General features: G+C 52.3%; 9 protein-coding genes. 8 read left to right on the top strand and 1 reads right to left on the bottom strand.

Going from position 1 to position 13,245, the window contains the following annotated elements; genetic code table 11:
- Positions 1 to 12: 12 nt before the first annotated feature.
- Complete coding sequence (locus DPO_RS23650) at positions 13 to 804, bottom strand: YkgJ family cysteine cluster protein (protein ID WP_006964293.1); 792 nt, start codon at positions 802 to 804, stop codon at positions 13 to 15.
- Between the two features lie 234 nt (positions 805 to 1,038).
- Between DPO_RS23650 and DPO_RS03420 the strand changes: the two genes are divergently transcribed.
- From DPO_RS03420 to DPO_RS03385, 8 genes are all read left to right on the top strand, one after another.
- Positions 1,039 to 3,399 (top strand): TolC family protein, encoded by a 2,361-nt coding sequence (locus DPO_RS03420; protein ID WP_006964292.1) that lies wholly within the window; start codon positions 1,039 to 1,041, stop codon positions 3,397 to 3,399.
- A gap of 15 nt (positions 3,400 to 3,414) precedes the next feature.
- Positions 3,415 to 4,566 (top strand): efflux RND transporter periplasmic adaptor subunit, encoded by a 1,152-nt coding sequence (locus DPO_RS03415; RefSeq protein ID WP_006964291.1) that lies wholly within the window; start codon positions 3,415 to 3,417, stop codon positions 4,564 to 4,566.
- An 8-nt stretch (positions 4,567 to 4,574) separates the two neighbouring features.
- Positions 4,575 to 7,670 carry an efflux RND transporter permease subunit gene (locus DPO_RS03410; RefSeq protein WP_006964290.1) on the top strand — a complete coding sequence of 1,032 codons (3,096 nt, stop codon included), beginning with the start codon at positions 4,575 to 4,577 and terminating at the stop codon, positions 7,668 to 7,670.
- Positions 7,667 to 8,566, top strand: a complete 900-nt coding sequence (locus tag DPO_RS03405) for a sugar phosphate isomerase/epimerase family protein (protein ID WP_006964289.1) — start codon at positions 7,667 to 7,669, stop codon at positions 8,564 to 8,566. Before DPO_RS03410 ends, DPO_RS03405 begins: the two co-directional genes overlap by 4 nt.
- Positions 8,567 to 8,637: 71 nt before the next feature.
- Positions 8,638 to 9,357: a PAS domain-containing protein gene (locus DPO_RS03400; RefSeq protein ID WP_006964288.1), complete on the top strand. Its 720-nt coding sequence runs from the start codon at positions 8,638 to 8,640 to the stop codon at positions 9,355 to 9,357.
- An 89-nt stretch (positions 9,358 to 9,446) separates the two neighbouring features.
- The gene (locus tag DPO_RS03395) at positions 9,447 to 10,811 is read left to right on the top strand and encodes a transposase (protein ID WP_040011531.1); all 1,365 of its coding nucleotides are present in this window, start codon (positions 9,447 to 9,449) and stop codon (positions 10,809 to 10,811) included.
- Entirely contained in the window at positions 10,771 to 11,751 is a 981-nt protein-coding gene (locus DPO_RS03390) for a two-component system sensor histidine kinase NtrB (protein WP_006964286.1), read from the top strand. The genes DPO_RS03395 and DPO_RS03390 overlap by 41 nt, the downstream gene beginning before the upstream one ends.
- On the top strand, positions 11,744 to 13,093 hold the full coding sequence (locus DPO_RS03385) for a sigma-54-dependent transcriptional regulator (protein WP_006964285.1): 1,350 nt from the start codon (positions 11,744 to 11,746) through the stop codon (positions 13,091 to 13,093). The genes DPO_RS03390 and DPO_RS03385 overlap by 8 nt, the downstream gene beginning before the upstream one ends.
- Positions 13,094 to 13,245: the final 152 nt, after the last annotated feature.

Genomic DNA, 13,245 nt, shown 5'->3' with positions numbered 1-13,245 from the left:
TGTTTCTCCGGGTCATGGGTTCCTGGAAACGGGCGGTTCGGTTGGGGCGGCAAACCGTCCGCAGCATCCGGTCATGGCGGCGTGTTTGGCGGTAAAAGGGTATTGCCGGCAGACCTCGGGTTTGATGGGGTGGATGGTGCACATAAACCGGTCGGCATGATCCGGGCAGGGTGCAAGCCAGGGACAGGTCCGGGCGGTTTCTCCGGTGTCCGGATCCACCCAGATCCGGTATGTCGGGCCTGAATCGCCTGCCGAAATGTTTCGGGTTTGGACCCAGGTCAGGATGTCGGTTCGTCCGCTTTCCCGCCAGCGCCGGACATCGGATTCCTCGCACCCGGTTTCATAATCCAGGGTGCGGCAGCATTCTCCGCACTGGCGGCAGATGAACCGGTCCATCTGTGCATGGGTCCAGATGCCGGAAATGGTGCCGGTGCGGTCAGGTCCGGCAATGGTGTGTGTCTGAAACACCTGCCGGCAGATATCGGCCAGGGTATTGAGGTCCGGGGGATCGGTTTCCAGGACATGAATCAGGTAGAATCCCAGGTGATGATCCTCTACCGGATCAAAGGTGGTTCCCCGCAGTACCGACACCCCGCTCCAATTTTCGTTTCGGGCCGTGATCCGGCACTGCTTTCCCAGAATCAGGGGAGCGCTACGTCTGAACAGATCCGGTTGGGGGCCGTAAGCCTGAAAGTCCAGGGCAACGGCATCCACGGCCTGGGCCGGGGTCAAAAAAATCCAGTGCGGATCGCCGGCCGCTGAAATTTGATCTGGGCGGTGTTTTTGAAAGTATTTCCGGGTCATGGCTTCTCCTTTGAAGATTGCCTGAACCTGTACGGTAACCCTATCGTTTTTAAAATTGTCTGGCAAGAGGTATGCACCAAAAAAATTTGTTGTCGGGGTTTTGAAAAATGATTTGATCCCGGTTGAATGCCGGGGCAAGTTTTTAATTTAATTTATTGTCGGCATACGGTTAAATATGATAGGGTTTCGCAAATTTTTAGTCAGGCATTGAATAAAAAATGAAACATGTGAGTTATGAACATTAAATATGTTGTGGCAGCGGCTGTGGCCGGATTTCTTTTTTTACTGCCTGCCGTGTCGCCGGCCAAACCCCGGGTGGCGGTCATCAGCGAGGTGGGGGAAAACAATAATTTTCAAGACCGGATGATCAATGAGATAAATGTGCTGATGGACGGCCGGGGAGGGGTTGATTTTCTGCGCCAAAAAATCGATCCCCTTGTTTCGGGAGAGGGTGAAAAAATCCTTTCCACCCTGATGGAAGATGATGCCATTGACTGCATCATCGGAATGGGATATGCCGTATCAGCCATGATCACCGATCTGATGCAGTTTCAAAAACCCGTGATCGCTGCCGGGGTTCTGGACCGCAGCCTCCAGGGCCTTCCTATCACCGCCGAGAATACCAGCGGGGTCAAAAATTTCAATTACCTTCAATCCACCTTTAATGTAAAAAAAGATCTGACGGTTTTTAAATCCCTGTATGACTACACCCACTTATGTGTGCTGCTTCCCGTACTTCAGCCCTCCATGTCACGCTCTGTGCGGCGCTATCTGGAACTAACCGTGCAGTCCGTGGCACCGCAGTCAACGCTTTCGATTATTGAAATCGATCCCGGATCCATGACAAAAAATATTCCGGAAATTCCTCTGGATGTGGATGCCGTGTATCTGCTGCCGCTGTTTCCCCAAAACCAGGACCATCGGATGGCCCCGGTCATCCAAGAGATCAACGACCGGAAATTGCCTTCATTCGCTTTGATGGGAGAAAAACATGTCCGCATGGGTGCCATGGCCGCCATTGCGCCGGATCATAATTTAGAGGCATTATCCCGGCGGCTTGCCATCAATGTGCTGGAAATCCTTGAAGGACAGGATCCCGGCACCCTGCCAGTATCCGCTACCACATATACGGACAATTTTGTGATCAATGTGGAAACCCTGGAAAAAATCGATTATTTTCCCGCCTGGGCCGCCCTGGAAGATGTCCGGCTTTTGAACATGGATAAACGCAGCCAGGATTTGACCCTGCAACTCAAGGAAGTGATTATCGAGGCCCTGGAGCGGAATCTGGATCTTCTGGCGGTCCGGACCGATACCCTGATTCAGGAGGCGGAATCCGGCAAGGCGGACGCGGCCCTTCTGCCCCAGGTCAGTTTGTCCGCAGACCTGACCCGTATCGATGAAAACCGGGTCGATGTGGCCCAGACCCATCCGGCCCGGTCCACCCTGGCTGCCTCAACCCATGTGAAACAGGTTGTTTTTTCCGATGATGTGCTGGCCAATCGTGCCATTCAAAGGATTATGATTGAATCCCAGCAGTACCAGGAAAAGGCGATGACCCTGGACACGGTTGTGACGGCAGCCCATGCCTATATAAACCTGCTGTTTGCCATGAGTACCCACACCATTCAGAGCGATAACCTGGATGTGACCCGGAAAAACCTTGAAATTGCGTTAACCAAGGCGGCAGTGGGGTCTGTGGATGCATCCGAGGTCAGCCGGTGGGAAAGTGAGAAAGCTGCCAACCAGATCCGGTTCAATGATGCATTCCGGGATTTGCAGCTGGCACGCATGAACCTGAACCGGGTCCTGGACCGGCCCATTACCCGGAAGTTCACCCCGGCGGACATCGGACCGGACAAGGGCATAGAACTGATGATCACGGATCCAAACGTTTACCGGTTGCTGGAAAATGTCAAACAGGCCCGGCGGTTCAGTGATTTCCTGATTGCCGAAGCAGACCGGAACCTGCCTGAACTCAAACAGATCCAGGCAAATATCCGTTCCCAAAAACGGCAGGTGCTGAACCGAAAACGGGCATTGTTTCTGCCGGATATCAGTTTGCAGGGATCAGTGGACAAAGTGCTGGGAGAGTATGATGCCCGGCAGAAAACCCCGTCGGATCTTGATCATCCCTGGTCCATCTCCTTGACGGCATCCTGGCCGATTTTTACCGGTGGTGCCCATAAAAAAGACCTGGCCCAGAGCCGGTATCGGCTCGACCGCCTGCACATGGAAGAAAAAAATCTGCGCAACCGGTTTTATCTTGATGTCCGGTCCAGCATGGAGACCGCCACCGTGTCGGCCCGGGAAATCGCGTTGTCGGAAAAGCGGCTTGCCGCGGCACAAATAAGTTTTGACATTGTCCAGGCCGGGTATGCCGAAGGGCGCAATTCAGTCACAGACCTCATCGATGCCCAGAATGACAAGGTCAGCAGTGAACATGCCGCGGCATCGGCAAAATATCAGTTTGTTCTGGATTTTCTGGAAATGGAACGGGCCATCGGACGGTTCTATTTTCTGGATTCTCTGGATGAAAAACAGGCGTTTCTCGACCGGCTGCATCATTTTATGGCAACCGCCCAGAGCCAATAACCACAGGAAACAATCATGAAACAGATGGTATTCACCGTTCTGACCTGCTTAAGTCTGATTTCCGCCGGATGCGGTGGAAATGACGTGACGGAAGCGGATAAGGAAATGCCGGTCCGGCCGGTCCGGTACATCGAACTGGACACAAGGACTCAGACCTTAAGCCAGCGCTTCACAGGGACAGCCGCGGCCGACCGCCAGGCGATACTCAGTTTCAAGGTGGCCGGCACCATTACCAGTATTCCCGTCAACTTAGGAGACCGGGTAACCACGGGGACTCTGCTGGCCCGGCTGGATGAAACCGATTTCAAGATTGACCTGGCATCGGCCCGGGCCGGGCTCAAGTCCGCCCAGGCTGATGCCAAATCCGCCCAGACCCGTGTTTACACCACCCGGTCAAATTATGACCGGGTCCAGAAACTCTATGAAAACGACAGTGTGTCTTTGAGTGAATTCGAGCAGGCCAGAGGTGATTATGAAACCGCTCTGGCCCAGCACCAGGCAGCACAATCCAAAATCACCATGGAAACCAGCAAGCTTCGGGCCGCTGAAAATCAATTGTTGTACACCCGTTTGCTTGCCCCTTTTGACGGCGTTGTCAACAATATTGCCGTGGATGAAAATGAGGAAATATCCCCGGGAAGCCCGGTAATGACCCTCAGTAATCTGGGTAAGATGGAGGTCAAACTGGAAGTTTCAGACCGTTACATTGCCGATATCCGGACCGGCATGCCTTGCCGTATCACCTTTCCCGCCCTGGCCCGGGAAACGTTTTCCGGCCGGGTGACTGAAGTGTCCTACGGCAGCACGGACAAACCGACCTATCCCGTCACTGTGGCCGTCCTGTCCGAAGATGACCGGCTGCGGCCGGGCATGGCCGCCGAGGTCCGGATGGATTTCGGCGGCACCCCGGAACAGACCGGTCTTTACATGCCGCCGGACGGGGTGGGAGAAGAACAGGGCCGGCCGTTTGTCTTTGTTCTTGAAAAAGGTCCGGACAGCCGGTGGACGGCTCGGAAACAAATCATTACACTGGGCCCTCTCACGGAAGAAGGCTTTCTGGTGAAAACCGGGCTGACCCCGGGGGACCGCGTGGCCGTCTCCGGACTTCAGCTGCTTCTGGACGGCATGGCCGTGACCCTGATGGACGATGCCATCAACGACTGGTAACCTGACCCATGAATCTGACCGCATTTGCCATCAATAAAAATCGTATTTCATTGAGCCTGCTGGGGATTGTGATCCTGCTGGGGCTTTCCATGTATCAGGGCCTTCCCAGGGACAGCATGCCGCCCTATGTGGTGCGGGTGGCCACGATTGTCTCAAGTTTCCCGGGTGCCAACCCCCAGCGGGTGGAACTGCTGGTGAGCAAGAATATCGAGGAAGAGGTCCAGGAAATTCCTGAAGTCAAAACCGTCACATCCCAGTCCCGCACGGGTCTTTCCGTTGTTTCCGTCACCCTTAAGGATGCGGTCAAACCGGCGGATCTTCAGGCGATCTGGGATAAACTGCGGCGAAATCTGGACAACATGACCAGTCTGCCCGAAGGCGTGGTTCCTGATCTGCAAGACGATGATGTGGGCGTGGTTTACGGGATCAACATCGGGCTGATATCCGACGGGTTTTCCTATGCACAGATGGAGGATGTGGCCAAACGGATCAAAGACGATCTGATCGCCCTGCCGGATTCGGCCAAAGTGGCGCTGAGCGGGGTTCAGGATCAGCAGGTGGTGGTGGAGTTCGACCCGCCCCGGCTCAGTGAATACGGCCTGACCGTGGAAAAACTCAGGCAGATTATCCGGGAGACCAATATCCTGGATTCCGGGGGTGAAATCAATGTGGGGGACAAGCGGCTGATTCTTGAACCCACCGGTAATTTCGATGATATCGAGGCGTTGAAAAAAACGATCATTCCCGTGGGTGACCAGGGGGAAGTGGTGTATCTGGACTCCATTACCCAGATCAGAAAAACCTATAAAACCCCGGCCACGGCACTGGTGCGGGTCAATGGTAAAAAAGCGGTTTCTCTGGCCGTTTCCCTCAAAAAACAAGCCAATATCATCAACCTGGGAAAAATGGTGGATGAAAAAATTGCTGAATACAACCGCCGTTTGCCCCTGGGCCTGGAGGTAGTCCGCCTGGCATCTTTGGACAGGTATGTCGAGAAATCCATTGAGGATTTTGTGGGGAACCTGTATCAGAGTATTGCCATCGTCATGGCAGTGATGCTGATTTTCCTGGGGCTGCGCACCGGCCTGGTGGTTGCCGGCCTGATTCCTCTGGTCACCGTCATGACCCTGCTGCTCATGGGCGTGATTCACATGGGGCTGAACCAGGTGACGCTGGCGGCTCTGATCATGGCCCTGGGAATGATGGTGGACAACGCCATTGTCATCTCCGAATCCATTATCGTGAAAATGGAATCCGGCCGGGACCGGATGACCGCAGCCGTGGAAACCTGCAAGGAACTGATGGTGCCTTTGCTCATTTCCACACTGACCACGGCGGCGGCTTTTCTGTCCTTTTATCTGGCGGAATCTGCCATGGGTGATATCATGGGACCGCTTTTCGTGGTCATCTCCTTTGCCCTGATATCTTCCTGGCTCATCAGCCTGACCATTATTCCGCTGCTGGCCTATTATCTGATCAGAATTAAGCAGAAAAAAACGGATAAATTCTCTGTGTTTGATTATCTGAACAAAGGCTATATTTTTGTTTTAAGACAGGTCCTGAAATGGAAACGCGTGTTTGTTGTGTTCATGGTGGCGGTCTTTTTCGTTTCTTTGATCGGTTTCGGGATACTGCCTTTTATTTTCTTTCCGGACAGTGACCGGAACATGATCACCATGGATATCAACCTGCCTTTGGGTACGAAAATCGAAAAAACCGCTGCTGTGGTCCAGGCGATTGAGACCTATATTAGTTCCGATTTAAAAACAGGCCCTGAAAAAAACAAAGGCATCACGGACTGGTCCTCTTTCATCGGAGAGGGACCCCAGTCGTATGATCTGGGCTATTCACCGGATGAAGCCAATTCCAGCTATGCGCATATTCTGATCAATACCAGCAGCGGCGAGGACAACGGATGGATCATTCAGCACCTGGATGATTTCTGCTTCAATACCTTTCCCGAAGCAGACATCAAAGTGTCTTTGCTGGGGCAGGGCGGCGGTGGAACCCCCGTGGAAATCCGCATTTTCGGAACAGACCAGGATATGCTCTATGCCCTTGGTACCCAAACCAAAGAGGCTTTGGGACAGATTGCCGGCACCAAAAATATTATGGATGACTGGGGTCCCAAATTATTGAAATTTATCATAGATATTGATGCGAACAAGGCCAGAAAATCCGGTGTGACCCATGAGGATATCGCCATCAGTCTCCAGACCGGGTTATCCGGTTTCCAGGCCGGTACTTTCCGGGAAGGCCAGGACAGCCTGCCCATTCTCATGCGCAGCCGGAATTTTTCCTCCCAGACCCTTCAGGATCTGGAAAATACCAATGTGTTTGTCCAGTCCACGGGCAAGGCAGTGCCCTTGAGCCAGGTGGCCCGGATCAAGCCCCAATGGGATTATGCCAAGATCATGCATTACGATCTTTCCCGGAGTATCACGGTCACCAGTGAGCTCAGGCCAGGCAGCACGGCCAGAGAGGTCACGGCAGATATCCAGGCCTGGCTGGACGATCAATCCAGAGACTGGCCCTCAGGCTATCGGTATGAACTGGGAGGGGATGCGGAAAATACCCAGGAAAACATGGCGGCCGTGACCCGGTATCTGCCCCTGTCCGGATGTATTATCCTGTTTCTCCTGATTTTTCAGTTCAATTCCATGCGAAAGACCTTTATGGTGCTCACCACCATTCCCTTAGGGATTATCGGGGTGGTCATCGGTCTGATCGCGTTCCGGTCCTACTTCGGGTTCATGGCGTTTCTGGGGGTGATTTCTCTGGCCGGTATCGTGATCAACAATGCCATTGTGCTCATCGACCGGATCGATATTGAACAAAGCGAACTCAACCGGGCCCCGGCCCAGGCCGTGGTGGAGGCCTGCCGCCAGCGGTTCAGACCCATTTTGCTCACCACACTGACAACCGTTTTGGGGCTCATCCCCCTGTATCTGGGGGGTGGAAACATGTGGCAGCCCATGGCCGTATCCATCATGACGGGCCTGCTTTTCGGCACCACGATCACGCTGCTGTTCATCCCGGCACTTTACAGCATTCTGTACAAGGTCGATGCAACCAAACAAAACTCAGAAAGAGGCATATCATGAAGAAAAGAATGAAACTGGGACTTCACACCTATACCCTTCATTTGTGGGGCCTGGGACAGAACTGGGGGATTCAGGCCGATCCCCGACCCAAGGAAATCGATCTGTTTCAGCTCATGGACCTGGCTGTGGAATGGGGTTTGGACGGGCTGCACATCACGGGGTGCGATCTGGAAACCAAGGACGATGCCCGCCTGGCAGCAGTCAGAGACGCCGCTCAGGATCACGGCCTGTATCTGGAGTACAATTTTTCCCGAAATGAGGAATTTGATCCCCGGCTCACCGACACCCTGGAAAAAGGGATCGATATTACCCATAAAATCGGGGCCGACCTGGCCAAGTTGAGCCTGGATATCCGTCGGCCCCGGCCTTTGTATGGTTCCTGTTTCCACCCCAAAGTCATGCGGCAGCTGTGTGATGTTCATGAAGAAATCCTTGCCGTCCTGCCGGTGCTGGAAAAAAACGGCATCAAACTGGCCGTGGAAAATCATACGGAAACCTTTGCCGATGAGATCCTCTGGGTGATCCATCAGGTGAACCATCCCCTGGTGGGGGCGTGTGTGGATACAGTGAATTCCATGGGGGTTTTGGAAAATCCGGAACAGGCCGTGGAAAAACTGGCCCCTTATGCTTTCTGCAACCATTTCTGCGATCATAAGCTGACCCGGGACCAGTTCGGCATCCGGTTCCACGGGGTGGCCCTGGGTGACGGAGATATCGACTGTGTCAAAACCCTTCAGATCATCTGTGACCAGTCGCCCACGGACCGCATCACCTTTGAGATCGAATGGGATATGGGGGAAGATTCCCTGGAGGTGGCCCGGGAAAAAGAGATGGCTGCCTGTAAAAAAAGCATTCAGTATGCCAGAAAAATACTGAAAATCGGCCGGCCCGTTTGAAGATTTGACGAACCGCATCCGACCTGCTATGAAAAGGCAGCTTCTTCCTTTAACCTGAAAAAGAGGGTGCCATGACAAAAGATGCACCGGTGAAAACGGTCCCGGATTACAATTTGACCGGTTTCAGACTGGATGCGCTGCTTGAGCGGCATCGGGAACGGATTATTCGTGAGTGGCGGGACCGGCTGTTTAAAGAAGTGTCTGACAACTATGCCGCCAGGAATCCGGATGAGCTGGGCAAAACCACAGCCCGGGCCTATGATGCGTTTTTTCATGTGCTGGCTGAAAATGACTACACCGCCATTAACCGATTCATCAACGAAATTACCAGTATCCGGCTGGAATCGGGATTTCCCCTGGACGATGTGCAAAAAGCGTTCGAGCTTTTCAGAATACTCATTGTCCCGGTGCTGGTGGAAGAATCCCCCAAAGCATGTCTGTGCCGCCACATCGAACAGGTGAATACCTGCCTGGCTTATACCATTCACCGGTTTTCCAACCATTTTCAGAAAATGCATGAAACCTGTCTCAAGGAATACGCAGACCGGCTGGAACAGGATGTGGCGGCCCGAACGGCCCAGTTGAAAGAATCTGAGCACAAATACAAAACCCTGGTGGAAGAGATCAGTGACGGGTATCTGGTGCTGGAAGGCGAAAGGATCGCATTTGTCAACCCGGCGTTCTGCCAGATGCATGGGATTGACGTCCCCGAAGAGATCTTGATGACATCGTTTTTAAGCCTGGTTCATCAGCCCTTTCAAGGTATTACTAAAGAGAAAATCACTAAATGAATTGCATTCAGAAAATAAATCTAGACATTTTTGATTCTAGCAGATACAACCAGGGAAACAACCTGGACCTGTATCTCAAGGAGATCAAAATGCTAAACACAGTTTTTGAACAATTCATCAAAGAAAGTCCTGTCTCAGTCATTTCCCGCAGTGCCATGGAACGGATTTTCAATCCCGAACAACTGGATCAATGGTTTGACAGTACCGCCAAGGAACAATACACAAAGGACCTGCTTTTTTCCAGTGTTTTTGACATCATGTCTCAAGTGGTTTGCAAGAACCGGCCATCCGTAAATGCCGCCTACCAGGCGAGCAAAGACCAGATAGGGGTTTCGATCACATCTCTTTACAACAAGATCAATGGGATTGAACCTCACACTTCAGCGGAACTGGTTCGATATGCTGCCCAGGAAATTTCTCAGATAATCGAAGGCCTCGGCGGTACAAAGGCATCACCGCTGCCGGGATTTCGGGTCAAGCTTCTCGATGGCAACTGTATTGAAAAAACACATCACCGTATAAAAGAACTCCGAACACTGGCAGCTGGTCCATTGCCGGGCAAATCTCTTGTTGTATATGATCCATGCCTTTGTCTTCCTGTGGATGTTTTTCCCTGTGAAGATGGTCATTCTCAGGAGAGATCTCTTTTGTCAGACGTATTGGAAACTGTCACACTCGGAGATGCCTGGGTGGCTGACCGGAATTTCTGCACACTGGAATTTACTACAGGTATCGCCTCAAAAGATGCTTTTTTCGTTATCCGGGAACATAAAAAATATTCCTGGAAAACTCTTGGAAAAGAGAAACATATTGGTGATATTGAAACCGGAAAAGTTTTTGAACAACCGATTTGTGTAATCGATAGTTCCGCTAAAGAGCATACGTTCAGACGGATAAGAGTCCAGTTGATCTCAGAAACCCGTGATGGGGACAGTGAAATTGCCATTATTACAAATGTTCCTGAAAAGGGAGCGAGTGCCACGACAATTGCCGATGTTTATAGAGGTCGGTGGACAATCGAAACAGCGTTCCAATATCTGGCGGACTATTTGAATTCTGAAATCAACGCTCTTGGATACCCGCGTGCAGCCTTGTTCGGATTTTGTGTTTCCCTGATAGCCTATATGGTGATTGCAACTGTAAGAGGGGCTCTTGCCAGTATACACGGTGCTGAAAAAATAGATGAAGAAGTCTCCGGGTATTATATTGCAGATGAAATTTCAGCCACATTCAGAGGCATGATGATCGCCCTGCCTGAAAATGAATGGCACTATTTTCGAACGCTCTCTGTTGCGGAGTATGTGAATTTCATCCAAGATCTTGCAAGGCAAATAAAACTGTCAGCGTATCGAAAACACAAACGGGGACCCAAGAAAGCAATGCTAAAGCGGAAGCACATGAAACAATCGCCTCATGTCTCTACTGCCAGGATTATTGCTAAAAGGAAAAAATGAAAATAAGTACAACCTTGAAAGGGCTGGCCTGGTTCATAAAAAAGATCAGACCGCCTTGCGAAAGCGGGTGATCCGGAATCCATTGGACAGCACGGTTCCGGCGGTGTTTGAATACCGGCGCCTGCGCAGGGACGGTCGGGCTCTGCCCACGGAAATGGGGTGCCGGCCGTCCCGGTTCGAGGGCCGGGAATACACCTTGTGCATTGTCCGGGATATCACCCGGCGGGTGAAGCTGGAGAAAAAAAGCCGGCAGATGGAACGCATGGCCTATATCGGTCAGATCACGGCATCGTTGTCCCATGAAATCCGCAACCCGTTGTCCTCCATCAAGATGAACCTGCAGATCCTGGGACAGAACAACGGGTTCGCCGGCAACGACGAAAAGCGGCTTCAGATTACCCAGACCGAGATTCAGCGGTTGGAAACGATTCTCCAGCAGCTGCTGGATTTTGCCAAACCGATTTCTTTGGCCCCGGGTCCCGTGAATGTCAATGATGTGGTGAATTTCTGCGTAAACCTGCTGGATGTGAAATTTCGCAAAATTCAGGCGTCATGCCGGGTCGATCTGGATTCATCCCTTCCGGATATCACGGCGGATAAGGCGAAAATCGAACAGGTGGTGATCAATCTTTTGCTCAATGCCCTGGATTCGATCCGTCCGGCAGGAAATGTCTTTGTTTGCACCGGGGTTCAAACGCAGAACCGGAAAACGTTTGTCTCCATCCGGGTGTCGGATGATGGCGACGGAATTCCCCCGGAGCTGATTCCCCATATATTCGAGCCTTTTTATACCACCAAAATGAAAGGAACGGGACTGGGTCTGGCCAATGTCAAACAGATGGTTCAGGCCCATGATGGATTTGTCCATGTGAAAGCTGGAAAAACGTGCGGCACCGTATTTGAGGTGTGTCTGCCCTGTGAAGGAGATGTCCGTGGCTGATCTGCTCATTGTGGACGATGAATCCACCATTCTGGAATCCATTTCCATGTTCATGGCGGAAAAAGGCCATGCCGTTCATACGGCGGCCACGGTTAAACAGGCTTTGGAACTGTTTGAAAAGACAAATCCCCAGGTGGTGATCCTGGATATTCGTCTCACGGACGGGTCCGGACTGGACGCGCTCAGACAAATGAAGGCGGTCAATCCCCTGGCAAGGATCATCATGATTACGGCGTTCCAGGACATGGAAACCACCATTGAAGCCATGAAACTGGGGGCATACGATTATATCCACAAGCCCCTGGATGCCGTGGAACTGGACAATACCGTGGCCCAGGCCATTGAGAGTCTGGAACAGGACCGGAAACACACGGAGTTTTCCGAAGGACCGGCCGGATTTGACCGGGGAGTGATCGTGGGCAGCAGCCGGGTCATGAAAGATGTGTTCAAGATGATCGGCATGCTCTGCCAGAACCGGGCCACGGCCCTGATTACGGGTGAGACGGGTACGGGCAAGGAGCTGGTGAGCCGGCGGATTCATTTGAGCAGCCCGGACAAAGACAAGCCCTTTATCACCTTTGACTGTTCCGCTGTGGTCAATACCCTTTTGGAAAGCGAGTTGTTCGGCCATGAAAAAGGCGCGTTCACCGGAGCTGTGACCCAGCGTCCCGGGAAAATCGAGCTGGCAGGGGACGGGACCCTGTTTCTGGACGAGGTGGGGGAACTGCCGTTGAACCTGCAGGCCAAACTGCTGGGGTTTCTGGAAAGAAAAGAGTACATGCGGGTGGGGGGATGCAGCAACCTGACTTCCCGGTGCCGGATCATTGCGGCCACCAACCAGGATCTGGACCAAATGGTCAAGGAAAAAAAATTCCGGGCCGATCTGTACTACCGGCTCAAGGTGGTCACCATCACCCTGCCTTCTTTGAAGGACCGGCTGTCGGATATCCCGCTGCTGGTGGATCATTTTATCCGCAAATGTGCCCATGATCTGGGAGTCAAACCCATGCAGCTTCAGGATGGATGTATTGAGCGGCTTAAATCACATGCCTGGACCGGTAATGTCCGGGAACTGGAAAATGTGATTATTTCCGCGGCCATCCGGTCCCGGGGCAATGTGATTCTGGTGGAAACCCTGGATGCGCTGCTGTCAGGCACCGCGCCACAGGTGAGCCGGTATCCGGCATCCCAGTCTCTGGCCCAGGTGGAGAAACGGCATATCCAGGCCGTGCTGGCATCGGTTCAGTGGAACAAGACCCGGGCCTCCCGGATTTTGAAAATCTCCCTGCCCACCCTGCGAAAAAAAATACATAAATATCAGTTGTCACCCAATTCCGGATGAAAGAAACGTTCTAGTCTGCAACGTTTCTTTCTGTTTTTGTATCCCTTTTTTTTTGTTTCGTCGGCCGTCGCCAAAACCACATCGCCGGTAATCACCGGGTGTTTCAGTTATAATGCAGCCGTATTGTAATCATGGCACATGAATTGCTCTTG

This window comes from Desulfotignum phosphitoxidans DSM 13687 (genome assembly GCF_000350545.1).
In the GTDB taxonomy this organism is placed as follows: Bacteria; Desulfobacterota; Desulfobacteria; order Desulfobacterales; family Desulfobacteraceae; genus Desulfotignum; species Desulfotignum phosphitoxidans.
This window is presented reverse-complemented; position numbering and strand designations above follow the sequence as displayed.